Annotated in this window: 23 protein-coding genes and 1 tRNA gene; 15 read left to right on the plus strand and 9 right to left on the minus strand. The window is 72.6% G+C overall.

The features are described from left to right. The first annotated feature begins 14 nt into the window (after positions 1 to 14). The 4 genes from OHA30_RS29475 to OHA30_RS29490 all read left to right on the plus strand — a co-directional run bounded on the left by OHA30_RS29475 (position 15) and on the right by OHA30_RS29490 (position 3,310). Positions 15 to 881, plus strand: coding sequence for a radical SAM protein (locus tag OHA30_RS29475; RefSeq protein ID WP_328916909.1), 867 nt, complete (start codon positions 15 to 17; stop codon positions 879 to 881). Then, a complete protein-coding gene (locus OHA30_RS29480) occupies positions 874 to 1,458 on the plus strand; it encodes an AAA family ATPase (protein ID WP_328916910.1) in 585 nt (194 codons plus the stop codon). The genes OHA30_RS29475 and OHA30_RS29480 overlap by 8 nt, the downstream gene beginning before the upstream one ends. A 99-nt stretch (positions 1,459 to 1,557) precedes the next feature. Continuing rightward, a complete protein-coding gene (locus tag OHA30_RS29485; RefSeq protein WP_328916911.1) occupies positions 1,558 to 2,139 on the plus strand; it encodes a class IV adenylate cyclase in 582 nt (193 codons plus the stop codon). A 703-nt stretch (positions 2,140 to 2,842) separates the two neighbouring features. Beyond that, positions 2,843 to 3,310, plus strand: coding sequence for a hypothetical protein (locus OHA30_RS29490; RefSeq protein WP_328916912.1), 468 nt, complete (start codon positions 2,843 to 2,845; stop codon positions 3,308 to 3,310). 143 nt (positions 3,311 to 3,453) lie between these two features. On the opposite strand, the gene OHA30_RS29495 is transcribed toward OHA30_RS29490, so the two are convergent. Further along, positions 3,454 to 3,975 carry an STAS domain-containing protein gene (locus OHA30_RS29495; protein WP_328916913.1) on the minus strand — a complete coding sequence of 174 codons (522 nt, stop codon included), beginning with the start codon at positions 3,973 to 3,975 and terminating at the stop codon, positions 3,454 to 3,456. 129 nt (positions 3,976 to 4,104) lie between these two features. Between OHA30_RS29495 and OHA30_RS29500 the strand changes: the two genes are divergently transcribed. Beyond that, positions 4,105 to 4,425, plus strand: coding sequence for a helix-turn-helix transcriptional regulator (locus OHA30_RS29500; protein WP_328916914.1), 321 nt, complete (start codon positions 4,105 to 4,107; stop codon positions 4,423 to 4,425). A 301-nt stretch (positions 4,426 to 4,726) separates the two neighbouring features. Here the strand turns inward: OHA30_RS29500 and OHA30_RS29505 are convergent, their stop codons facing one another. Further along, positions 4,727 to 5,323 (minus strand): ATP-binding protein, encoded by a 597-nt coding sequence (locus OHA30_RS29505; protein ID WP_328916915.1) that lies wholly within the window; start codon positions 5,321 to 5,323, stop codon positions 4,727 to 4,729. A 141-nt stretch (positions 5,324 to 5,464) separates the two neighbouring features. On the opposite strand from OHA30_RS29505, the gene OHA30_RS29510 reads away from it, so the two are divergent. Then, complete coding sequence (locus OHA30_RS29510) at positions 5,465 to 6,643, plus strand: helix-turn-helix domain-containing protein (protein ID WP_328916916.1); 1,179 nt, start codon at positions 5,465 to 5,467, stop codon at positions 6,641 to 6,643. A gap of 133 nt (positions 6,644 to 6,776) precedes the next feature. Here OHA30_RS29510 and OHA30_RS29515 read toward each other — a convergent pair. Continuing rightward, positions 6,777 to 6,861: transfer RNA gene (locus tag OHA30_RS29515), tRNA-Leu, on the minus strand. A gap of 357 nt (positions 6,862 to 7,218) precedes the next feature. Here OHA30_RS29515 and OHA30_RS29520 point away from each other — a divergent pair. From OHA30_RS29520 to OHA30_RS29530, 3 genes are all read left to right on the plus strand, one after another. After that, positions 7,219 to 8,556: a M20/M25/M40 family metallo-hydrolase gene (locus OHA30_RS29520; protein WP_328916917.1), complete on the plus strand. Its 1,338-nt coding sequence runs from the start codon at positions 7,219 to 7,221 to the stop codon at positions 8,554 to 8,556. A gap of 150 nt (positions 8,557 to 8,706) precedes the next feature. Continuing rightward, positions 8,707 to 8,940: a chaplin ChpH gene (gene chpH / locus OHA30_RS29525; RefSeq protein WP_328916918.1), complete on the plus strand. Its 234-nt coding sequence runs from the start codon at positions 8,707 to 8,709 to the stop codon at positions 8,938 to 8,940. 140 nt (positions 8,941 to 9,080) lie between these two features. After that, entirely contained in the window at positions 9,081 to 9,950 is an 870-nt protein-coding gene (locus OHA30_RS29530) for a chaplin (protein WP_328916919.1), read from the plus strand. Between the two features lie 143 nt (positions 9,951 to 10,093). Here the strand turns inward: OHA30_RS29530 and OHA30_RS29535 are convergent, their stop codons facing one another. After that, positions 10,094 to 10,282: a DUF5703 family protein gene (locus OHA30_RS29535; RefSeq protein ID WP_328916920.1), complete on the minus strand. Its 189-nt coding sequence runs from the start codon at positions 10,280 to 10,282 to the stop codon at positions 10,094 to 10,096. A gap of 47 nt (positions 10,283 to 10,329) precedes the next feature. Between OHA30_RS29535 and OHA30_RS29540 the strand changes: the two genes are divergently transcribed. Further along, positions 10,330 to 10,935 (plus strand): hypothetical protein, encoded by a 606-nt coding sequence (locus OHA30_RS29540; protein WP_328916921.1) that lies wholly within the window; start codon positions 10,330 to 10,332, stop codon positions 10,933 to 10,935. Between the two features lie 79 nt (positions 10,936 to 11,014). Here OHA30_RS29540 and OHA30_RS29545 read toward each other — a convergent pair whose 3' ends face one another. Further along, positions 11,015 to 13,075: a helix-hairpin-helix domain-containing protein gene (locus OHA30_RS29545; RefSeq protein ID WP_328918047.1), complete on the minus strand. Its 2,061-nt coding sequence runs from the start codon at positions 13,073 to 13,075 to the stop codon at positions 11,015 to 11,017. Positions 13,076 to 14,178: 1,103 nt separating this feature from the next. Continuing rightward, complete coding sequence (locus OHA30_RS29550) at positions 14,179 to 15,159, minus strand: aldo/keto reductase (RefSeq protein ID WP_328916922.1); 981 nt, start codon at positions 15,157 to 15,159, stop codon at positions 14,179 to 14,181. A 162-nt stretch (positions 15,160 to 15,321) separates the two neighbouring features. On the opposite strand from OHA30_RS29550, the gene OHA30_RS29555 reads away from it, so the two are divergent. Beyond that, the gene (locus OHA30_RS29555; protein ID WP_328916923.1) at positions 15,322 to 16,371 is read left to right on the plus strand and encodes an LLM class F420-dependent oxidoreductase; all 1,050 of its coding nucleotides are present in this window, start codon (positions 15,322 to 15,324) and stop codon (positions 16,369 to 16,371) included. 315 nt (positions 16,372 to 16,686) lie between these two features. On the opposite strand, the gene OHA30_RS29560 is transcribed toward OHA30_RS29555, so the two are convergent. After that, positions 16,687 to 17,304 carry a hypothetical protein gene (locus OHA30_RS29560; protein WP_328916924.1) on the minus strand — a complete coding sequence of 206 codons (618 nt, stop codon included), beginning with the start codon at positions 17,302 to 17,304 and terminating at the stop codon, positions 16,687 to 16,689. 202 nt (positions 17,305 to 17,506) lie between these two features. Between OHA30_RS29560 and OHA30_RS29565 the strand changes: the two genes are divergently transcribed. From OHA30_RS29565 to mshC, 4 genes are all read left to right on the plus strand, one after another. Continuing rightward, positions 17,507 to 18,211, plus strand: coding sequence for a histidine phosphatase family protein (locus tag OHA30_RS29565; protein ID WP_328916925.1), 705 nt, complete (start codon positions 17,507 to 17,509; stop codon positions 18,209 to 18,211). Between the two features lie 99 nt (positions 18,212 to 18,310). Then, on the plus strand, positions 18,311 to 18,901 hold the full coding sequence (locus tag OHA30_RS29570) for a DUF3090 domain-containing protein (protein WP_328916926.1): 591 nt from the start codon (positions 18,311 to 18,313) through the stop codon (positions 18,899 to 18,901). Then, a complete protein-coding gene (locus OHA30_RS29575; protein WP_328916927.1) occupies positions 18,865 to 19,686 on the plus strand; it encodes an SCO1664 family protein in 822 nt (273 codons plus the stop codon). The genes OHA30_RS29570 and OHA30_RS29575 overlap by 37 nt, the downstream gene beginning before the upstream one ends. Before the next feature lie 127 nt (positions 19,687 to 19,813). Then, positions 19,814 to 21,043: a cysteine--1-D-myo-inosityl 2-amino-2-deoxy-alpha-D-glucopyranoside ligase gene (mshC, locus tag OHA30_RS29580; protein ID WP_328916928.1), complete on the plus strand. Its 1,230-nt coding sequence runs from the start codon at positions 19,814 to 19,816 to the stop codon at positions 21,041 to 21,043. 634 nt (positions 21,044 to 21,677) lie between these two features. Here mshC and OHA30_RS29585 read toward each other — a convergent pair. After that, positions 21,678 to 22,664 carry a PAC2 family protein gene (locus tag OHA30_RS29585; RefSeq protein WP_328916929.1) on the minus strand — a complete coding sequence of 329 codons (987 nt, stop codon included), beginning with the start codon at positions 22,662 to 22,664 and terminating at the stop codon, positions 21,678 to 21,680. A gap of 152 nt (positions 22,665 to 22,816) precedes the next feature. Then, complete coding sequence (locus tag OHA30_RS29590) at positions 22,817 to 23,836, minus strand: hypothetical protein (protein ID WP_328916930.1); 1,020 nt, start codon at positions 23,834 to 23,836, stop codon at positions 22,817 to 22,819. Positions 23,837 to 23,936: the final 100 nt, after the last annotated feature.

Raw genomic sequence — 23,936 nt, forward strand, 5'->3', positions numbered from 1 at the left:
TCCGGACAATCCGGATGCTGTACCTGCAGCTGCTCTACCGCTGCAACTTCGCCTGCCGGCACTGCTTCCACGGCGAACGACTCCAGTACGCCGACGCCTTCACCCTCGAAGAGGCCATCGCTCTGATGAGGCTGATGCACAAGGAGTACGGCACGGAAGCGGTCAACCTTCTCGGCGGCGAGCCGTTCGTCCACAAGGACCTTGCCGAAGTGGTCCGTTACGCCAAGCAGGAGCTGGGCCTGCACGTGGAGATCTGCACCAACGGCTACCGCATCGAACGCCGCCTCACCGAGATCGCCGCGCATCTGGACCTGCTGCGGATCTCGCTGGAAGGCAACGGAGCGACCAACGACGCCATCCGCAAGATCGGCAGCTACCAGGCCGCTCTGTCTGCCCTGGCGCACGCCCGTGACCTCGGCATCCCCACCGGCGCGACGATGACGGTCAACGCCCGCAACATCGAAGACGTTCTGCCGCTGGCGCGAACCCTCCAGGAATACGGCGCACGGCAGTTGAAGCTCCACTGCATGCGTCCGGTCGGCAACGCGGCCCACCACCCCGAGCTGTTCGTCACCGACCGGACTTCGTACGGCCGCCTGCGTGACCAGCTCCGGACGGCAAAGCTGACCATCGAGGTCATCGTGGACGAGGATCTCTCGGAGGAAGGCGCCCCGGACACCTGTGAGCCCGAAGGCCGGTCTCAGGCGATCCCGAGGATCGAAGCGGACCCCCGCGGCGCGCTGTCCATGTCGTGCAAGGCTGTGGGACGAGACGCTCACGCCTTCTGGTACGACAAGCGGACCGGCCATATCATCCACCGGCCCTCCGCCACCGATGAGATCGCCCTCGCCGTGCCCGGCGTGGTCTACTCCCGTGCCTGAACAGCCGCTGTTCGAGAGCTTGGAAGGGTTACGCGGCACCGGGAAGTCGACAGTCGCGCCGCTGCTGGCGGTGGCCCGCGGGGCGGTACTCGTCCCCACGGTGCCGACGATCTACCAGCCGGTGCGTCGGGAAGTCGATGTCCGGGACAACGTGGAGGCGCGTATGGCCTTCTACCTCTCGGCGCTGTTCACCGCCACCGACGACATCCGTCGGCATCTGTCCGCCGGGACTCCCGTGGTCGTGGACAGCTACTTCGCCCGCTGCCTGGCCAACCACCGCGCCTTCGGCAGTCGCCTCCGTGTCACGTTGCCGCCCGACCTGCCGCAGCCCGTCACCTACCACCTCGTCTGCGGCCGTGAGGAGCGTCAACGCCGGCTCGCCGCTCGTCGTAAGCCGGTCTCGCGCTGGGACGAACTCGCGGAGGACACGTCCGGGCACATCACGAACGAGTATGCACTCTTCCCGATGTACCGCGTCGACACGACGGAGCGCTCTCCGGAGCAGGTCGTCACCACCATCCTTACCATCGCCCCTTGGGGAGGCCGCCATGAGGCCGCCGAGCCGCCGGTTGGCTGAACCGCCCGCATCAGCCGACCGCGCGACCGGATCCACTGCATGGACCCGCTCCTTGCGACCCGCCTCGCCAAGTGATCACCGAAAGGCAGAGAAGCAGTCATGAAGCACGAGTACGAAGCCAAGTTCCTGGCCGTCGATGTGGTCGGCATTCAAGAGAAATTGGTGGCCATGGGTGCGGTCCAAGTATTCCCCCGAACGCTGCTCACCCGGAAGATTTTCGAGAGCGATGCCCTCGACGGCTCTCAGTGGGTCCGTCTGCGCAGCGAAGGAACGCGCGCCACGCTCACCCTCAAGCAGGTCACCGACGCCGACTCGATCCACGGCACCACCGAGATCGAGACCGAAGTCGGCGACTTGAACGCCATGGCCGAGATCCTGCGCGGTGTGGGGCTGCGTGAGATCCGCTACCAGGAGAACTTCCGCGAGGAATGGCAACTGGGCGATGTCGCCTTCGACTTCGACACCTGGCCCGACCTGCCCACCTTCCTGGAAATCGAGGGGCCTGACGAGCCCTCGGTCCGCCAGGCGGCCGCCCGACTCGGTCTCGACTACCACGAAGCCCGTTTCGGAAGCGTCGACGTGATCTACAAGAGCGAGGCCGGCCGAGACATCCTCGCCGAGTCCACCCTCCTCTTCTCCGACACCCACAGCGGACAGTTCTCGGCCGATCTGAAACGGTGATTCCGGCAAGCGAGAACCTGCCGCCGTCTACCCCTCACGAGAGGCCGGCTGCGATGACGCCTGCCCTTTCGCGTGCCTGCGGATTCCGAGCCGATGCCGGAGGCGCGGACTCCGCAGCTCAGCGCCGGAACGTCGTCGTGGTCAGTGTCTGGGGTGTACCGCACTCCGAGGACGCGCTAGGTGACCTGGCACTGCTGTCCGGCCGGTTGATCATCAATGCGGTCCGGCAGGGCCGGGCCCCGTGAGGGGTGGCCGTCCGGCGGACGGGGGCGCCGATACGGGTCGAGGTGACCGGCATCGATCTGACAAATCCGATACGGCTCGACGGTCCACCGGACGAGGAGAGAGTCGGGTCTCCTGGTTGATCGAGCCAGTGCCCGTCGACTGGGCCAGCGCGGCGGTCAGCCGGTCGACTCTTCTGCGGGCGGGGGATGCGTAGCACGGCACCCCCCCTTGCCCCATTTCGGATGTACTTCCCTGAGAAAGAAATGCCATGAGCGCGAAGCAGCATGCCCGAAATCGGGCAAGTGAACGCACAGTAGCCCGCAGCAGCTCCCGATCCTCCGCGCAACGGCGGGACGCGGTGCCGTTTGTTGTGCGGTGGAGTGGGGAGCGGGATGCGCGCATGCCGATGGTGGTGCGGAAGGGCGGGCGGGGGGTCGGGTACGCCGATGAGCGGTCGTTCGACCGGGATGGAGAGGGGGTGTTGTGGACGCGGACGCCGTCGCAGCCGGGGAAGGGGACCCCGGAGTTCGGGAAGGTGCACACGCTGCGGCAGCGGTTGTGCATGGCCGAGTTGCGGTGCCAGATCTGCGGCGGACCCGCCGACCGCACCACCGACGGCGTGCTGTGGCTCATTGACGCCGACCCCAGTGAGCTACGGCCCGGGGACGAGCGCACCGCTCACCCGCCGGTGTGCCGGCCGTGCGCCATCCGTTCCACCACGGCGTGCCCGCATCTGCGGCCTGCGTTCACCACCCTGCGGGTACGGGCGTTCACCCGCTACGGCGTGACCGGTGCCCTGTACGTACCCGGCCGTCCCGCACCCGTCGCGGTCGACGCCTCGAAGTTCCGCCTTGGCGACCCGTACCTGCCCTGGGTCCGCGCCACGCAACTCCTCATGACCCTGACCGACTTCACCCCGGTCAACCTGGACGACCCGGCCGCGTAAGAACCAGTCCCGGCCACGACCGCCCACGTCGTTCTCGGCTCGGCCCCGACTCCCGCACCTCCGTCGCCGTCGTTCCCCCGACCACGACGTGAAGCCCCGCCTCGTCGCCGCGTGGGAGGGCTGGGCGGAGTGGGGGGAGGGGGTCAGGCGGCTGGGGGGTGGTGGGGGACCGTGTGGAGGTGGTGTTCGAAGGTGGAGAAGGGCGGGGTGAAGCGGCCGGGGACGGGGGCGTCCTCGGCGGGCGAGGTGTCCGGCGGGGCGAAGAGGGGGCGCGTGCCCGTCAGGGAGAGGACGCGTTCCACCGCGGGGCCCGCCGCCGAGACCGTGAGCGCCGCCCCCGTCCGCCGGGCGAGCGCGCGGGTCCGCAGCAGGACGTTCAGTCCCGCGCAGTCGAAGAAGGCGACCCGCTCCAGATCGAGGTACAGCGCGCCGGGACACCGTCGGAGCGCGTCGTGGAGCGCGCCCTCCAGCGTCGGCGCGCTCGCGAGGTCGACCTCGCCGACCACGACGGCCCGGGTACGGTCGCCCGCCCGGATCAGCCGGACGAAGAGCGCGCCGCTGGGGTCGTAGACCACGCTCCCGGGCCGGGCCGACGGCTCCGGGCGACACGACGCGCCGGGGCCGTCGCAGATGCCGCCGCGGGTGTGGCCGTCCGGTCCGGTCATGTCGAGGTCCCTCGTGTTCGGAGCGCGCTGACCGTTCCAGACTGGTCGCTACCGCCGTACACGTCAAGGGATACATGAATTCTGATTCACCCTTGGTCATTCCTGAACAGCTGACCGTACGATGAGGCCATGGATCAATCCGAGCCACCACCCCGTTCCGGCTGGACGTTCCTGACCAACCACGCCCGCGTGCTCGCCGCGATCGCCCAGGACCCCGGCATCCGGGTCCGCGACATCGCCGTACGGTGCCTGCTCACCGAGCGTGCCGTTCAGAAGATCATCACCGATCTGGAGACGGACGGGTATCTCACCCACACCCGCGTCGGCCGGTCCAACCGCTACGAGATTCCCTCCGGGACGGCCCTTCGCCACCCCGCGGACTCCGGTTCCACCGTGGCCGACCTGCTGGCCATCCTCGCGATCGAGCGCGACGAGACGCCGCCGGCCTGATCCCACCTGACCCCTCCTGGGCGGGGGCGGCGCGCCCGAGCGGGCCCCGCGCCGAAAGGGTCGGACGTACGGGCGTCCGCCCCGGCAGACCTGGACCCGAGGCCGGGCTCAGGACTGCGGCCGACGGCGGCGCAGTACGACCGGCGTGGTCGCCGCCGCACCTGCGGCGCCGCTCACCGCGGCCGAGGCCGCCGACCAGCCGGCCGTGGCGTAGGAGACGGAGTCCGCCGCGTCGGCCGTCCGCTGGTCGGGAATGCCGTCGTCGTCCAGCTCGGTGGTGACGGTCCGCCCGGCCCGGGGTTCAGTGCGGGACCGGGAGGCGGAGGCCGACCCCGCCGACGTGGCGGGCCTCGGCGGACGTCCCGCGAGCGCGGCGCGGCTGCGGGACGTCGTGTCCGAACGCCCCCGGATCGGGCGCGGGTTGGCCCGCGTCGACCGATGTCCCGTACGGGGGCGTGCCGCCCGGGATCGTCAGCTTCGCCCAGATCAGCTTGCCGGGCTCGGCGGGCAGAAAGGTGTATCCCCAGGCGCCGCCGCTGAGTCCGGCGACCAGTTGGAGACCGCGACCGTTCTCGGCGTCGAGCGAGAACTCCCGCAGCACAGGCCGCTGGTTGTTCTGGTCGTAGACCGAGATCAGCAGTTCGCCGTTGACGATCCACAGCGACAGCGCGCACCCGCGGACCTTCGGCTGACCGCGCCGCGGGTCGAACGGCTCGGCGGCGGACCCGGCGTGCCGTACGGCGTTGGTGACCAGCTCGTCAACGATGAGCAGCGCGTCGTCCGTTACGGTACGCGGCACACCCCAGCGCAGCAGTATGTCCTTCGCGTGTTCACGGGCGTACCGGGTGGCGGAGGGTTCACAGGCGAGGTTCAGCCTGCTTTGGTGTGGTTCGGGCACTGGCCCTCCCTCGGCATGGTTCACTGCTCGTACCCAGACAACTCCCCCTAACCAAGATCAGTTGACACAAGATTTGCACAACCCCTTCGTACGGACGATCAGTTGATGCAGCGACAGGTGTGGTCATGGAAGAGTGAGGGCATGGAGAGCACACCTGCGGCCGGTGAGAACATCGCCGTACTGCGCAAGGCGCGCCAGATGGGCCAGGCCAAGCTCGCTCGTGAAGCGGGCATCTCCCTGTCCTACCTCAGCAAGATCGAGGTGGGGGAACGGCCCGCCACTCCACCGGTCGTGGCCGCGATCGCGCGGGCGATGCACGTCACCACCGCCCGTATCTACGGCCAGCCCTTCCTGGGCCCCTCCGAGCAGTCGGATCTGCTGAACGACCTGCGCGGCGCCGTACGGCGGCACACCCTCCCGCGCGAGGACCAGCCCTCGCCCGCGGCCCTCGCCGAGGAGTTGAAGCAGGCCGCCACGCTGCGCTCCGACGCGCGCTATCTGGAACTCCTCAGAATGCTGCCCGCGCTCCTGGGCCGGGCGACCGCCAACGCCCTTGCCTCGGACGGGGACGCGACGGCCTGGGGCCATGTCGCCGACGTCTACAGCGCCGCCTACGCGGTCGTCCACCGGCTGGGCCAGCCCGACTTGGCGGACATGATCGTCTCCCGGCAGTTCTGGGCCGCCGAGCAGACCTGGAACCCGCAGGCGGAGGCGGCCGCGGCCTGGAACGAGGCCGGTACGTACCAGTCGGCCGGCCAGTACGAGGACGGCCTCGCCATCGTGGAGCGGGCCATCGCGCGCTACGAGGCCGCCAAGTCCGAGGGCCTGACCCGGATCGTCCACCTCGGCTCCCTGCATCTGCGCGGCGTCGTGCTGGCCTCACGGAACAAGGACCGCAACGCCACCGACGACCACCTGCGCAAGGCGCGCGCGCTGGCCGCCCGGCTCCGGGGCGACGTACTGGCCCACCATCTGACCTTCGGGGCCGCGAACACGGCGCTCTACGAACTCGCCGCCTACGTCGAACTGGGCCAGCCGGACAAGGCCGCGGAGATGTCGGCCCCGCTGGTGGACACGCCCCCCGCCGACCTCAAGCCGAACCGCGTCGGTCGGCTGTACATCGACGTGGCACGGGCCCGGCTGGCGACGAAGGACCTGACGGGCGCGGAGGAAGCGCTCAAGCGGGCCTTCGACGTCGCTCCGCAGATGTCGGAGATCCATCCGATGAGCCGGGAAGTGCTCCGGGTCCTCTTCGTCCTCCACCAGCGCTCCAGGCCCGAGCTGACCGCGATGGCCAAACGCGCGGGCCTGGCCGCCTGATCCTGCCGCCGGAGGGGCCCACCCGGCTCGCCCGGCCCACCCGGGTCGCCCGGCCCACCCGGGTCGGCCCCGGCGGGGGAGCGGAAGCGGCCGGAAAAGCAGAAAACCCCGGCATCGCCGGGGTTTCTCACTGTGTCCGAGGGGGGACTTGAACCCCCACGCCCGATAAAGGGCACTAGCACCTCAAGCTAGCGCGTCTGCCATTCCGCCACCCGGACCGGGTGTGTCACCGCGGCCTCTGGGCCGTGGCGACGAGGTAAACCATAGCAAAGATCCTGAGGGCTCGATCACGCCGCCGAAGTGGCCGGGGACGGTCCGCCCGGCCCCGGGAGCGAGCCCCGGGACCGGGTCCAGCGGGCGGGCTCCGCGACAGGCCGCCGCGACCGGTTTCCGGCGGTCGGCTCCCCTGCGACCGGCTCCCCGGCCGGCCCCCGGGACCGGGCCCGCGCGGGATAGGGGGTGGCGGGTCTTGGGGGTCGCGGGGGTCCCGGGGGAGGATGGGCAGGGTATCGGCCGCCGCCACCTCGGTGCGCGGGCACGGCACGGAACCAGCAGGGAACAAACGAGGAGACAGCGTGAGCGAGTCGGCGCCGGACAGGACGGACACCGCGAGGGTCACAGGTCAGGACGAAGTCGTCGACCTGTGCAGCGAACTCATCCGGATCGACACCAGCAACTACGGCGACCACTCGGGCCCGGGTGAGCGGGCCGCCGCGGAGTACGTCGCGGAGAAGCTGGCCGAGGTCGGCCTCGAACCGCGGATCTTCGAGTCGCACAAGGGCCGTGCCTCCACCGTCGCGCGGATCGAGGGCGAGGACCGGTCCCGTCCCGCGCTGCTGATCCACGGGCACACCGACGTCGTGCCCGCCAACCCCGACGACTGGACCCACCACCCCTTCTCCGGCGAGGTCACCGACGGCTGCGTCTGGGGCCGCGGCGCGGTCGACATGAAGGACATGGACGCGATGACCCTCGCGGTCGTCCGCGACCGGCTGCGCAGCGGCCGCAAGCCGCCCCGGGACATCGTGCTGGCCTTCCTCGCCGACGAGGAGGCCGGCGGCACGTACGGCGCCCGGCACCTCGTCGACAAGCACCCCGACCTCTTCGAGGGCGTCACCGAGGCGATCGGCGAGGTCGGCGGCTTCTCCTTCACCGTCAACGAGAATCTGCGGCTCTATCTGATCGAGACCGCCGAGAAGGGCATGCACTGGATGCGGCTCACCGTGGACGGCACCGCCGGGCACGGGTCCATGACCAACAAGGACAACGCGATCACCGAGCTGTGCGAGGCCGTCGGGCGGCTCGGCAGGCACGAGTTCCCGGTCCGGGTCACCAAGTCGGTCCGCGGCTTCCTGGACGAGCTGTCCGACGCCTTCGGCACCGAGCTGGACCCGGAGGACATGGAGTCCACCCTCGCCCGGCTCGGCGGCATCGCCAAGATGATCGGCACCACGCTGCGCAACACCGCCGCCCCGACCATGCTCGGCGCCGGCTACAAGGTGAACGTCATCCCCGGCCAGGCCACCGCGCACGTCGACGGCCGCTTCCTGCCCGGGTACGAGGAGGAGTTCCTGGCCGACCTCGACCGCATCCTCGGCCCGCGGGTCAAGCGCGAGTCGCTGCACAGCGACAAGGCGGTCGAGACCGACTTCGACGGCTCGCTGGTCGACGCGATGCAGTCCGCGCTCAAGGCCGAGGACCCGATCGCGCGCGCGGTCCCGTACATGCTCTCCGGCGGCACCGACGCCAAGTCCTTCGACGACCTGGGCATCCGCTGCTTCGGCTTCGCGCCGCTCCAGCTCCCGCCCGAGCTGGACTTCGCCGGGATGTTCCACGGCGTGGACGAGCGGGTCCCGGTCGAGGGGCTGCGCTTCGGGGTGCGCGTACTCGATCGCTTCATCGACAACAGCTGACCGTTCGTCCATATGTACCCGTATCGGTGGCATTTTTCGTCGGTACGGGTGAATGATCCAATGCTTTCGTAGCTCTATTTCCTCCGGGTCGTTACGACGTGTGTGGTCCGCGGTCGGGATCACACAGGTGCCCCACGAGGAGGAAATCCCATGATGAAGAAGGTCGTCGCGGCTGCGGCTGCCACGGGCGGTCTGGTGCTCGCGGGCGCCGGTATGGCCGTCGCCGACGCCGGAGCCCAGGGCGCCGCGGTGAAGTCCCCCGGTGTGCTCTCCGGCAATGTCGTCCAGATCCCGGTGCACGTGCCGATCAACCTCTGCGGCAACACGATCGACGTCGTCGGTCTGCTCAACCCCGCTTTCGGCAACGTCTGCGTCAACCAGTAGTCCCGCGCCGGCCGCTCGCCGGCCGAAGCCGGGCGGGCCCCGGGCGCTTCGCCGCGCTCCGGGGCCGCTCGCCATCTCCGGGGGACTTGCATGCACAGGTGTGACGGGCCACTCCGGTCGAAATCGAAGGTAGGAAAGCTATGCGACAGGTCGCGAAGAAGGGCCTGCTCACCGTGGTGGCCACGGGAGGTGTGCTCGCCGCGACGGGAGGTCTGGCCTACGCCGACGCCGGCGCCGCGGGTGTGGCCGCCGGTTCGCCGGGTGTGCTGTCCGGCAATGTCGTCCAGGTCCCGGTACACATTCCGGTGAACCTGTGCGGCAACACGATCAATGTGATCGGTCTGCTCAACCCCGCCTTCGGCAACGAGTGCGCCAACACGTCCTCGGGCGGCGGCGGTACGTTCGGGGGCGGCTCCACCGCCGCCGGGGTTACGTCCTCGTCGCCGGGCGTCGGGTCCGGCAACAACGTGCAGGCCCCGGTGGACGTGCCGGTCAACGCGTGCGGCAACAGCGTCGACGTCGTGGCGCTGCTCAACCCGGCGTTCGGCAACTCGTGCGGGAACGAGGAGCACGGGGGCACACCGGTCACGCCGGTCACCCCGGGCAACCCCGGTACGCCGGGTCACCCCGGACATCCGGGCCACCCCGGGCACCCCGGCTGGCCCGGCCACCCGGGACACCCAGGGCACCCCGGTCACCCGGGCCAGCCCGGTACCCCCGGGACTCCGGGTACGCCCGGTACCCCCGGGACTCCGGGTACGCCCGGCACCCCCGGGACTCCGGGAACCCCGGGTACGCCCGGCACCCCGGGAACTCCCGGTACGCCTGGTACGCCCGCCAACCCCGGCACCCCGGCCACGCCCGGAACCCCGGTCTCGCACACCGGCCCCGGCACCCCCACCCTCGCCCACACGGGCGCGGACGGCCTCGGCCTCGCCGCCGCCTCCGCCGGCGGTCTACTGCTCGGTGGCACGGTGCTCTACCGTCGCGGCCGCGCCGCACAGCGCTGACGCGGCACACAGCACCTACGGGTCGGCCGCGTCACCCCGGCGGCACGCCGGGTAGCGGCCGACGACCGTAGTCGTGCGGTAGCGGTAGCGGTAATCGGATGATCGTGACCGGGCGGCCGGAAGGCCGTCCGGTCACGGTGGTCTCACCAAGTGGCCCGCACCTGGCGGATGATCCGGCGCCGCAGCCGCACCCGCCGGCTCCCGTCCGGGAACAGCCGGACCCGGTCCAACTCCCAGTGCCCGTACTCGGCTTCGTCCGTCAACAGCCGCGTCGCGTCCTTGCGGGAGACCCCGCGCGGCACGTACATCTCTCTGAATTCGTATTCCGGCATCGCATCTATTGTGCGGGCAACGCCCCGGTGCGGATAGCGTCTGCTCCATGTCTGATGACGTGCAGCCCACCGTGGCCGAGGTCCGTGCCGCAGTCGAGGCGGTCAAGGCCGCGCTCGACCGTCACCTCGACGCGATCGAGAACCGTACCGACGACGCCGACCCCGCCGTCCTCGCGGCCTTCAACTCGCTGGCGCTGGCCGCCGAGACCTATGACGAGTTGCTGTACGACACCTACGACGAGGTGACCCCGTTCGAGGTGCCCGGCGGCGACACGATGCCGGAGTACACCGGGTCCGAGGACCCGGAGGCGATCAGCGTGCTGATCCGCCGCGACTACACCGTCGTCGACCCCGACCGGCTCATCGCCCAGGCCAGAAGGGCCGCCGAGGCCGATGCCCCGGTGAGCTCGACGGTCACCGCGGCCGTCGGCGTGGTCTTCGGGGAGTACGAACCCGATGAGATCGCCCAGCGGCACAAGGAGTTCGGGCTGGAGGAGGGCGACTCCACGATGTGGGTCTGCGCGGCCGAGCCCGCGGACGCGGGGGAGTGGCTCGACGCGCCCTTCGACCAGGCCGATCCGGAACAGGTGATCTGCCGCTTCGACGTGAGCGCGGTCTTCGACGACGAGCTGGGTGTGCTCGACCCGGACTGAGCCCCGAGGGCGGGGCCGTACGGCCCGGCGGTCCGGCCGTGTCCGTGGTGCGGGGGGAGGACGTCCCCCCGCACCACGCTCAGGACTCCGCGGCCAGCTCCCGCAGCACCGAACTCAGCCTCGTCGTACGCCCCTTGGCCGCCGGATCCGCCACCGCGGCCGCCAGACCCTGGTCAGCGCCCTGCACCACCGACAGATGCCGTTCACCCCGGGAGAAGGCCGTGTAGACCCAGGAGCGGGTCAGCAGCGGGCCCGCGTCGCCGGGGACGACCACGACCACCGCGGGCCAGCGGATGCCCGCCGCCTGGTGGCCGGTGACCGCCCAGCCGTGCCGTACGGTCGCCGCCACGTCCTCGCGCGGGACCAGTACGGGTCCCCGCTCGCACTCCAGCCGCAGCCCGCCGGCCTCCGCGCCGACCACCACCCCCGGGAACGTACGGCCGGGGGCCGGGACATGGACCACCCGGTCGCCCGGGTCGAAGCCGCCGAACCGGCCGGGGCCCGGGTTGAGCCGTTCCTTGAGCGCCGCGTTGAGCGCGCGGGTGCCGACCGGGCCGCCGTGCGCCGGGGTGATCACCTGGGCCTGCCCCGGCGGCACGCCGAACGCCCGCGGTACCGAGTCGGCGACGAGCTGGACCGTACGGTGCACGGCCTCGCGCGGGTCGCGCACCGGGACGACCACGACCTCCTTGCCCGGGGCGTCGACCGGCGTCAGCTCGCCCTCGCCGACGCACGAGACGAGTTCGCCGATCGGGCCCGGGTCGGGGGTGCGGGAGGTGACCCGGGGGAAGGCCCCGCTGGCCAGCAGGTCGGCGAAGGCGCGGCCCGCGCCCGCGGACCACATCGTGTACGGGTCACCGCTCAGCACCAGCCGGGCGCCGTCCGGCACGGCCTCCACGAGGGTCGCGGCCTCCTCCACGGACAGCTGCGGCGCGTCCAGCACGGCCAGCAGGTCGAGCGCGAGGCTGCCGTCCCCGGCCCGGCCGGGGCCTCCGTCGGCGGACAGCAGGCCCTCGACGGTCAGCGCGGCGTCCTCGCCGACGGCCGCGGCCAGGCGCCGGCGCCCGTTCTCGGTGTACGCCGCCGCGTACGCCCGCAGGCCCGCGGCCCGCGCCGCGGTCACCAGCGCGGCCGGTTCTGCGCGGGCCGCCTCGCCGCCGGTGTGCAGCACCAGGCCGCTGCCCGCGGCGGCCCGGATCAGCTCCGCGGCGGAGGGCGAGGGTGCGGCGGCCCCCGCCCAGTCGGAGGGGTCTTCGAGGGTGCGCAGCAGCCGTACGCAGCCGTCGGCCAGGCTCTCCTCGGCGAGCGCGTAACGGTCCAGGCCCAGCAGCAGCGGTACGGCGGCTTCCTCCGGTGAGTCCTCGGGTACGTCCGGCAGGTCGCCCTCCGCGCGGAAGACGAGCACCCGGCCGTCCTCGACGGCGGCGGCGACGGCGGCGTCCGGGTCGGGCACGGAGTGCCGGGTCAGGGCGGCCTTGAGCGCGTCGGTGGTCAGCGCGGTGTGGCCCTGCTCGGCGGCCCTCTCCATCAGGTGGGCGACCAGTGCGCGTCCGCGCCGCTCGTCGCCGGGGCCGCACTGCGCGCCGAGTACGGCCCGCGCGAAGGCGTCGGCCTGCTCGGGCCGTACGCCGTCCAGGCCGAGGACCAGCCACGGGTCGGCGCGCAGCGCGTCGGCCGCGCGCTCGCCGAGGAGCCGCACGGCCGCTTCCGCGAGCTCGCCGGGCGCCCCGCCCCCCGCGAGCACCCCCCGCGCCTCCTCAACGGCCCGCACATCCCCGGGGCCGCCCCTCCGCCCGCCGCCCCCGCCCCCAGCCGCCTGCGCAAGGCCACCGGCCCCAGCCGCCCGCGCGGCGTTGACGTCGGGGTCTGTCCCGGGGCCGGCCCCACGTCCGCTGTCAGCCTCCGTCCCCGAACCGGTTCCGCTGAGGCGGGAGGGCGTGCTGTCCGCGCTCGATTCGGCCTCATGGCCGGCGCTCGCCGACTGCGCCGTCTGCTCGCCGGCCCCAGCCGCATGGCTGTCCCCAGTACGCGTGCCTGTCCCGTTTTCGGCACTCGCCGCCCGCGCGGGGTCGCCGTCGAGGTCTGCCCGGGGGTCGGCCCCGGCCCGGCCGCCACTCGCATGCGGGTCGCCCGCGTCCAACCCGGCACCGCGGTCGGCGCTCGCCGACTGCCCTGCCCGCCCATTGAGTCCGGCTACCCGTCCGTCTCCTGTACGCGCGCCCGCCGCGCCGTCGGCACCCGCCGCCTGCGCGGGGTGGACGTCGGGGTCTGTCTTGGGGCCGGCCCCACGTCCGCTGTCAGCTTCCGTCCCCGAACCGGTTCCGCTGAGGCGGGGGGGCGTGCTGTCCGCGCTCGATTCGGCCTCATGGCCGGCGCTCGCCGACTGCGCCGTCTGCTCGCCGGCCCCAGCCGCATGGCTGTCCCCAGTACGCGTGCCTGTCCCGTTTCCGGCACTCGCCGCCCGAGCGGGGTCGCCGTAGAGGTCTGCCCGGGGGTCGGCCCCGCCCGCCTCAACTTCGGGTCCGCCGTCCGGATCCGTTCCGGATCCGCCGCTTGTGGGTCCGTCGCCAGCGCGCGATTCGGCATCACCGGCGTCCGCCGGCTGCGCCGTACGCCCGTTGAGGTCGGCCGACTGGATGTCCCCCGTACGTGCATCCGTTGCGGGGCCGATGCCCGCTGCCTGCGCGGGGTCGCCGTCGGGGGCTGCCCCGGGTGTCGCGTCCGGGCCCGCGTCGGCCGCGACGGTGTCTCCCGCCCCCGCGCCCGCCGTGCGGCCAGCGTCGGCCGACTGGGCAGGGTCGTCGGTGGGGTTCGGCGCGGAGTCGGTTCCGTCGCCGCCGACGGGCGTGGTGTCGGTACCCGAGCCGGGCTCGCCGTCGGCGGAGTTCGGGTTCGTTCCCGGGGCGGGGAGGCCGGCGGCCTCGGCCGCTTCCGCGGCCTGGAGGGTCGCGGCCTCCGCCGCCATCGCCTCGCGGCGCTTGCGCCGCGCCTCCGCCGGGTCGCCCCGCGGCGCGGGCGCCACAGGGTTCTCCCCGCGCTCGATCGAGCGCATCGCCGCCGCCAGACCGGCCAGGTCCACCTGCTTCCGCGCGGACGCGGACACGGACCCGGGCGCAGACGCGGCCTCGGGCGCGTCCCCGGACACAGAAGCCCCCGCAGGGACCCCCGTACGCGCGGTCGATGCGCCGTCCGGCGAGGACATGTCGGTCACAGCGGAGCCTCCGTGGAGCGGCCGGCCACGGCTCAGAGCGTGCTCCAGTCGTGGTCCGGATAGCGGTGCAGCGGCGCCGAGACATCGTCCAGCGCCAGGCAGATCTCTTCGGGAAGCGTAAGCGCCTCCACTGACAACGCCGCCGTCAACTGCTGCGCGTTGCGCGCGCCGATGATAGGCGAGGTGACGCCGGGCCGGTCCCGCACCCACGCCAGGGCGACCTGCAGCGGGGAGACGGCCAGGCCGTCGGCCGCTATGGCCAGCGCGTCCACGATGTGGCGGGCCGTCTCGTCGAGATAGGGCGCGACGAACGCCGCCATGTCCTCCGAGCCGCCGCGCGAGTCCGCCGGCGTCCCGTTGCGGTACTTGCCGGTCAGCACCCCGCGCCCCAGCGGTGAGGACGGCAGCAGCCCGACCCCGAGGTCGACGGCCGCGGGCAGCACCTCCCGCTCGACGCCGCGCTGGAGCAGCGAGTACTCCATCTGCGTACTGGCCAGCGGCGTACGCCCCGGCCCGGCCAGCTGCCAGGCCGCCGCCTTCGCCAGCTGCCAGCCGCAGAAGTTGGAGACCCCCACGTACCGCGCCCGGCCCGAGGCGACCGCGATGTCCAGCGCCTGAAGCGTCTCGTCCATCGGCGTACCCGGATCGAAGGCGTGCACCTGCCACAGGTCGACGTAATCCGTGCCGAGCCGCTGCAAGGACGCGTCCAGAGCGGAGAGCAGATGCCCGCGCGAGGTGTCGAACCGCCGGTACGGGTCGGGCACACTGCCCGCCTTCGTCGCGATCACCAGATCGGAGCGCGGCACAAGATCCTCGATCAGCCGCCCGAGCAGATACTCGGCGCCCCCGTCGGCGTAGACGTCGGCCGTGTCGATCAGCGTGCCGCCGACGTCCCAGAACGCCTTCAGCTGGTCGGCGGCGTCGCGTTCGCCGGTGTTCCGTCCCCAGGTGAGCGTGCCGAGCCCGAGGCGGGACACGCGCAACCCGGTGCGGCCGAGGTGCCTATGCTCCATGGGCGCTGAGGTTACTGCCCGCACCGCCTCATGGGCAGCAGTGACGTACGTGACAGGGGCCCGCGCCGCGCGGGAGCGCTACAGTCCGGAGGGACAGCGACGTTACTCGTCAGTAAATCGTGAGAACCGGCAGAACCGGCGGACTCGACAAAGGGGAGCGGTATGCGGCTCGGGATCAACCTCGGCTACTGGGGCGCGGGCATGGACGGCGACAACCTGGCCGTCGCGCGGGAGGCGGACCGGCTCGGCTACGCGGTCTGCTGGGCCGCCGAGGCGTACGGCTCGGACGCCCCCACCGTGCTGGCCTGGGTGGCCGCGCAGACCGAGCGGATCGACGTCGGCTCGGCCATCTTCCAGATCCCCGCCCGTACCCCCGCGATGACCGCGATGACCGCCGCCACCCTCGACTCGCTGTCCGGCGGCCGGTTCCGGCTGGGCCTCGGCGTGTCGGGGCCGCAGGTCTCGGAGGGCTGGTACGGCGTCAAGTTTGACAAGCCGCTCTCCCGCACCCGCGAGTACGTCGAGATCGTCCGCAGGGCGATGTCACGCGAACGGCTGAGCTACGCGGGCGAGCACTGGACGCTGCCGCTGCCCGGCGGCCCGGGCAAGCCGATCAAGCTGACCGTGCACCCCGAACGCGAGCACATCCCGCTCTACATCGCCGCGATCGGCCCCAAGAACCTGGAGCAGACCGGCGAGATCGCCGACGGCGCCCTGCTGATCTTCCCCTCCGCCGCGCATCTGGAGGACACCGCGGTCCGTCACATCAGGACCGGCCGCGAGAAGGCGGGCCTGACCCTGGACGGCTTCGACATCTGCCCGACGCTGCCGCTGGCGCTGGGCGAGGACGTCTCCGCGCTGGCCGACCTCTTCCGCCCGTACACCGCGCTCTACGTCGGCGGCATGGGCAGCCGCAAGCAGAACTTCTACAACCAGCTGGCCCAGCGCATGGGTTACGAGCGGCAGGCCGCGGAGATCCAGGACAAGTACCTGGACGGCGACAAGGCGGGCGCCGCGGCCGCCGTGCCCGAGGAACTCATCGACTCCACCTGCCTGCTCGGCCCGGTCGAGCGGATCGCCGACCGGATGCGGGAGTACGCGGCCGCCGGGGTCACCACCCTCACGCTCGCCCCGGCGGGCTTCACCCTGGACGAGCGGGTGGCGGGCCTGCGGGCGGGCGTCGAGGCCCTGGAGCAGGCCGGACTGGCGTAGCAACGCCCGACACCCGCGCGGACGTACGGCGGGGCCGGTCGCGGGCCCGTACAGCGGCGGCCCGGACACGGGCGCCCGGCGGGCTCGCACGACACCCGGCCCCGGCCCGGGCCCGGCGCCTCGGCACCCCGCCTCGGCCTTGGCCGGCGCCCCGCCTCGGCCGGCACCCCGGCGCCCCGCCTCGGCCGGCACCCCGGCACCCCGCCTCGGCCTTGGCCGGCACCCCGGCGTCTGGCCCCGGCCCGGCACCCCCGGCTCCGGCCGGGCACCACGGCCCGGCGCCCGGGCCCCCTCACCCGCAGAGGATCGGCCCTCTCACCCGCTGGGGATCAACCGCCCCAGCAGCCGCCCGAAATCGATGAGCCGGGCTATCTGCCCTGCCCCGCCGTCGTCCAGCGACTTGCTGAACCTGAACGCCTCCGGGCGGAACCGCGCCGAGGCCACCGGCAGCGGCGAGTCCGGATCGGCGGCCACCGCGCTCAGCTCGTGCGGCATCGCCGTGGCCAGCACCAGATACACCCCGCGGTCCACCCGCCGCCCGCGCTCGTCCCGCCCGACCAGCGTCCGCATCCCCACATGCCCGATGGAGTTCAGCGGCAGCACCTGGACCGAGGAGTCGAGTACGGTCCCGCCCGGCGCCTTGTCGTCCGCCAACTCCTCGCTGTGCCACAGGATCAGCCGCCGTCCGTCGCAGACCGCCGCCTCCTGCCACACCGAGGCGCCGGCCTCCGTGAGGTCCACCACCCGCTCCAGGGTGAAGCCGCGCACCCGGCGCCGCCCGAGCACCCCTCCGATCGCGTCGAGCGCGACCTGGGGATGGAGGAAATACACCCTGGCGGCGTCCTCCAGGCGTCCGTACGGAGACCAGTCCGCCCCCGCGGGGCCCGCTCCGGCCTCGGCCGGCGGACGGCTCCTCGTCGCCTTGCTGAACATCTCCACCTGCTTCGCGATCCCAACTCCCGAGGTCTCCCTCGACCCCGTGTGCACCTTACCCAGGGGGCAAGACAGCAAGGAGCCGCCGGAGACGGCGGATCGCGCGAATTCCGCGGCCGTGGTGGGGGCTCGGGGGGATCTTCCCCGCCACGGCCGTCACCCAGCACAACGCCCGCGCCCGGGAAGGGTTACGGTGGCGGGCATGCCCACCGTGATCCTCGTCCGGCACGGCCGGTCGACCGCCAACGCCGACGGAGTGCTGGCCGGCTGGAGTCCTGGCGTCGCCCTGGACGACACCGGCCGGGCCCAGGCGACCGCGCTCGCCGCCCGGCTCGCCGCCCTGCCGCTCGCCGCCGTCGTCAGCAGCCCGCTCCAGCGCTGCCGGGAGACGGTCGGCCCGCTGCTCGACACCCGTCCCGAACTGCCGCTGCACACCGACGAACGGGTCGGCGAGTGCCACTACGGCGACTGGACCGGCCGCAAGATCTCCGAACTGGCCGAGGAACCGCTGTGGGCCACCGTCCAGCGGCACGCCTCCGCCGCCGTCTTCCCCGGCGAGGAGGGCGAGTCGATGCGGGCGATGCAGTCCCGCGCGGTCGACGCCGTACGCGACTGGAACGCGCGGATCGAGGCGGAGCACGGCCCCGACGCCACCTACCTGGTCTGCTCGCACGGAGACGTCATCAAGTCCCTGGTCGCCGACGCCCTCGGGCTGCATCTCGACCTCTTCCAGCGGATCGGCACCGACCCCTGCTCGGTCACCGTGGTCCGCTACACCCCGCACCGCCCCTTCCTGCTGAGGCTCGGCGACACCGGCGACCTCACCGGGCTGCTGCCGCCCCCCGGCAAGGACACCGCCGCGGCCTCCGGCGACGCGGTGGTGGGCGGCTCCACCGGCACGGTGTGATCAGCTTCCGCAGTAGGGTGGGTGACCGGCAGCTCATCCGCTGAGAACCACACCACCGCACAGGCAAACAGCCGTTCAGACGAGTAAACGGAGCAAGGCGTGCCCCGTCAGGTCTTCTTCTACGAACACCCCGACCGTTTCGTGGCCGGAACAGTCGGTCAGCCGGGTCAGCGGACGTTCTTTCTGCAGGCCACGGCCGCGGGCCGGACCACCAGCGTCGCGCTGGAGAAGACCCAGGTGGCCGCCCTCGCCGAGCGGATCGACGAGCTGCTCGACGAAGTGGTGCGACGTACCGGAGGCAACGCCCCCGTGCCCGCCGTCGCCCCGACCGAACTCGCCGACTCCGCGCCGCTCGACGTGCCCGTCGAGGAGGAGTTCCGGGTCGGCACCATGGCGCTGGCCTGGGACGGCGCCCATGAGCGCATGGTCATCGAGGCGCAGGCCCTGGTCGAACTCGTCGGCGAGGACGACGACGACCTGGAGGCGGCCGAGGAAGAGCTGCTCCAGGACGACGAGAACGGCCCCCCGCTGCTGCGTGTGCTGCTGACCGGCGCCCAGGCCCGCTCCTTCGCCAAGCGCGCCCTCGACGTGGTCTCCGCCGGACGCCCGCCCTGCCCGCTGTGCAGCCTCCCCCTGGACCCGGAAGGACACGTATGCCCGCGTCAGAACGGGTACCGGAGGTCGGCCTGACCTCCGGGACGGCCCCGCTCGCCCATGGCGAGCTGACCGTACGCGGCCAGGTGCGTGACGCGTCCAACGCCGTGCTGTACTGCGAGGCCGCCCACGAGGGGCGGACCGTGGCGTGCGTCTACAAACCCGTCAGGGGCGAGCGACCCCTCTGGGACTTCCCCGACGGCACCCTCGCCCAGCGCGAGGTCGCCGCGTATCTGGTCTCCGAGGCCACCGGCTGGGGACTGGTCCCGCCCACCGTGCTGCGCGACGGGCCGTACGGCGAGGGCATGGTGCAGCTGTGGATCGAGGCGGCGGGCGACGAGGAGAACGCGCTGCTCGCGCTCACCGAGGAACTGGAGCCCGCGCCCGGCTGGAAGGCCGTGGTCGAGGCCGAGGTCGCGGAGGGCCGCACCGCGCTGCTCGTGCACGCCGACGACATACGGCTGCGGCGGATCGCCGTCCTGGACGCCGTGATCAACAACGCCGACCGCAAGGGCGGCCATCTGCTCCCGGCGGCCGACGGGCGGATCTACGGCATCGACCACGGAGTGACCTTCCACACCGAGGACAAGCTGCGCACGCTGCTGTGGGGGTGGGTCGGGGAGCCGCTGCCGGCCGAGGCGGTGACCGTACTGGGGAAGCTCTCGGCCGATCTGACGGGGGAGCTGGGGGAGCGCCTTGGCGGGCTGCTGACGGCCGCGGAGACGGCCGCGCTGCGGGCCAGGGTGGACCGGCTGTTGGAGACCGGCGTGCACCCGGCGCCGGGCGGGCGGTGGCCCTCGATCCCCTGGCCGCCGGTGTGAGCGCCCGCGCGGGACGCCTCTGCCCGGTGTGACGCGAGGGGCTCCGGAGCACGCCGGAGCGCCGGGGGAGGGCATCTGCCCTGCTCCCGGTCGTTTTGACGGTGAGCCGCCCGGTTAACCTCAAGACATGCATGCCTGGCCCGCTTCCGACGTCCCCGCCCTTCCGGGCACCGGACGCCCACTTCGTCTCCACGACACGTCGACCGGTGCACCGGTCACCGTCGACCCCGGCCCCGTGGCCCGTATCTACGTCTGCGGGATCACTCCCTACGACGCCACCCACATGGGACACGCGGCCACCTACAACGCGTTCGATCTCGTCCAGCGCGTGTGGCTCGACACGAAGCGACAGGTCCACTACGTGCAGAACGTCACGGACGTCGACGACCCGCTGCTGGAGCGCGCCGTCGCCACCGGCGAGGACTGGACCGCGCTCGCCGAGCGCGAGACCGCTCTGTTCCGCGAGGACATGACCGCGCTGCGGATGCTGCCGCCCACCCACTACATCGGCGCGGTGGAGGCCATACCCGGCATCGTCCCGCTGATCGAACGTCTTCGGGACGCCGGCGCGGCGTACGAGCTCGGCGGCGACATCTACTTCTCCGTCGAGGCCGACCCGGACTTCGGCAAGGTCGCGAATCTCGACGCGACCACGATGCGCATCCTTTCCGCCGAGCGCGGCGGGGACCCGGACCGCCCGGGCAAGAAGAACCCGCTGGACCCGATGCTGTGGCTGGCCGCCCGCGAGGGGGAGCCCAGCTGGGACGGCGGGTCGCTCGGCCGGGGGCGCCCCGGCTGGCACATCGAGTGTGTGGCCATCGCGCTGGACCATCTGGGGATGGGGTTCGACGTCCAGGGCGGCGGGTCCGACCTGGCCTTCCCGCACCACGAGATGGGCGCGTCGCACGCGCAGGCGCTCACCGGGGAGCATCCGTACGCCAAGGCGTACGTGCACGCGGGGATGGTCGCGCTCAACGGCGAGAAGATGTCGAAGTCCAAGGGGAATCTGGTCTTCGTCTCGGCGTTGCGGCGGGACGGGGTCGACCCGGCGGCGATCCGGCTGGCGCTGCTCGCCCACCACTACCGGTCGGACTGGGAGTGGACGGACGGGGTGCTGGCGGAGGCGGTGGCCCGGCTCGGGCGCTGGCGGGCCGCGGTGTCGCGGCCTGACGGGCCGGACGCGGAGGCGCTGGTCGAGGAGATCCGTGAGGCGCTCGCCGACGATCTGGACGCGCCGCGAGCGCTGGTCGCGGTGGACCGCTGGGCGGCGGCCCAGTCCGCCTCCGGCGGCCCGGACACGGCCGCCCCGGGCCTCGCCTCCCGCGCCATCAACGCCCTCCTGGGCGTAGCCCTCTAGCCGCACCACCGGGGGCGCCCCACCGTCGGGCGCCCCCTCCCGCCGCGGAAGGACGTCCAAGCACACCCCACCCCATTCCGCCGCGATGGCGGGACGCGGGACGGCGTGTCCCGGCGGTGCCGAGCTGGCTGCCGCCGGGGGTTGAGTGACCGAGCGCGCCGCCCTCGCATGTCGCTGTCCGCGACGGCGGCTGGGTGCCGGGCACCCCCTTTCCCGCCGCCGCGATGGCGGGCCGCGGGACGGTCTGGTCCGGCGGTGCCGAACCGGCTGCCGCCGGGGCCCCGCTGCGCGGCGGCGCACTCGCGCGGTGCTTTCCGCGATGGCGGTTGGGTGCCGGGCACCCCCATTCCCGCCGCGATGGCGGGACGCGGGACGGCGTGGCCCGGCGGTGCCGAGCCGGCGGGCGGTCGGTGTGGGCGATGGACCGGGGCTTGACGCGGTCGTTGGCGGCCACGCCAACCTCTTCCCGCCGCCGCGGCGGGACGCGGGACGACGCGGTTCGGCGGTGCCCAACCGGGCTGGCGGCTGGGTGCCGGGCACCCCCATTCCGCCGCGACGGTGGGACGCGGGATGGCGTGGTCCGGCGGTGCCGAGCCGGCGCGGCGGCGGGTCGTCGGGGGCCGCCCGACTAGGGCTACGTGTTGTCGTCCGGCGCGTCGTCGTCGTCCTCGCCGGACGGCGGCGTCTCGTCGGAGGGGGCGGACCGCCCCGGTGGGCGGTCACGGAGGTGGGGGAAGCCCGGCACCCCGTCCCCGCCCTCACTCGCGTAGCCCCCGCCCTGCGGATCACGCCGCCGCAGATACCGTTCGAACTCCTTCGCGATCGCCTCGCCCGACGCCTCGGGCAGCTCCGCCGTGTCCCGCGCTTCCTCCAGCGTCTGCACGTACTCCGCGACCTCGCTGTCCTCCGCCGCCAGCTGGTCCACGCCGACCTGCCAGGCCCGCGCGTCCTCCGGCAGCTCGCCCTGCGGAATGCGCAGGTCGAGCAGGTCCTCCAGCCGGTTGAGCAGCGCCAGCGTCGCCTTGGGGTTCGGCGGCTGCGAGACGTAGTGCGGCACGGCGGCCCACAGACTCACCGCCGGGATGCCCGCGTGCGTGCACGCCTCCTGGAGGATGCCGACGATGCCCGTCGGCCCCTCGTAGCGCGACTCCTCCAGACTGAGCGCCGTCGCCAGATCGGGATCGGACGTCACCCCGGAGACCGGAACCGGACGGGTGTGCGGGGTGTCGCCGAGCAGCGCCCCGAGCACGACGACCATCTCGACGCCCAGCTCGTGCGCGAACCCCAGGATCTCGTTGCAGAACGACCGCCACCGCATGCTGGGCTCGATCCCCCGTACCAGCACCAGATCGCGCGGCTTGGGCGACTGGATGCGGACCACGGACAGCCGGGTCGTCGGCCAGGTGATCCGACGTACCCCGCCGTCCATCCACACGCTGGGCCGGTTGACCTGGAAGTCGTAGTAGTCCTCGGCGTCGAGCGCGGCGAAGACCTCCCCCTTGAACTCCCGGTCCATGTGGCCGACCGCCGTGGAGGCTGCGTCCCCGGCGTCGTTCCAGCCCTCGAACGCGGCCACCATGACCGGGTCGATCAGCTCGGGTACCCCCTCGAGCTCGATCACCCAGCGCCTCCTTCCGGCCGGAGGGGGCTGTGCCGTCCCCGCCCCGACTGCTGTTCCATGACGTGCGGCACCAGCCTACGGCGTACGGCGCGCGCTTCCGCAGTGTTCACAGGAGGATGATCCCCAAGGCGGTGGCCCGTACGCACCTGGATTCAGCCGATGCCCCAACCGGTCCGGTACGCGGCCCAGTCGGCGGCGGTGGCGTGGAAGTCCACATAGAGGGCCAGCCCGAAGGCGACGCGGTCACGGGCGTGGCGGGCCAGCGACACGCGGGCGCCGCGGACGGCGGCGGCGACGGTCTCGGCGTAGGCATGATGGCCCATATTGTCCGTGTGATAGCCGGGCAGTCCGATGATCAGATCGGTCGTGGCCGGTGTCACCTCCAGCGCGAGCGCGGTCTGCTGGGCGACATAGCCGCCGAAGAGCGATTCGGCGGGCATCGCGGTGTCGTAGGCCATCACGGCGATCTGGTCGCAGCGCTCTGCCACCTTGGCGAAGTACGACTGGGGCCACCACTTGGGATGGCTGAACGGCAGGTGGGCCACGCTGTGCAGCCCCGGCAGCGGGTCGATCTGCGGAACGGCGACCGACAGCGGTACGCCCCGGGCCGAGGTGAGCGCGCGCACGGACTCCAGCACCCGCAGAAAGCCGGCGTCGCCCGCGGCGACCGGCTCCAGATCGAGGTGGACGCCCTCGAAACCCGCGTCGAGGATCTGCCCGGACGATGCCCGGATCCGGTCGCGTACCGCGCTGTCGCCGAGGTGCAGTCCCGGCTTGCCGCCGTGGGCGACGGTGTCACCCAGCCACGCCTGGACGCGGACCCCGGGCAGCACCCGGTGCACATCGGCGACGAAGCGCGCGGCGGTCGGGTAGAGCGCGGGGTCGAGGCTGCCGTCGTGCTCCAGCGGGCCCGCGTGCACATACAGGTCGTGGATACCGGTGCCCCGCACCCGGTCCCGCAGTTGGTCCAGGTCGGCGGCGGTGCCGCGGCCGTCGACCCAGGCGTGGCCGAGCCAGACCGCGTCGTGCCCCCGGCTGCGCCCGGCGGCGGCGGGATTGCCCGCGTACTCCGCCCGCAGCGCCGCCGCGACCCCCAGCACGGCCAGCAGGCACAGCACGGTCCCGGCGATCACCGCGCGTCGGATCCACCGCAGGGTCTGCGGGCGCACCACAGGGGGAGACGGTCGAAACGGTCGAGACATCCGATCTGTAATCCACAAAGTTCTGACTTCCCCCTGGACGAACGGCGGGTTTCGCCGCTATACATCGGAC

The sequence above is a fragment of the Streptomyces sp. NBC_00223 genome (assembly GCF_036199905.1).
Lineage (GTDB): Bacteria > Actinomycetota > Actinomycetes > Streptomycetales > Streptomycetaceae > Actinacidiphila.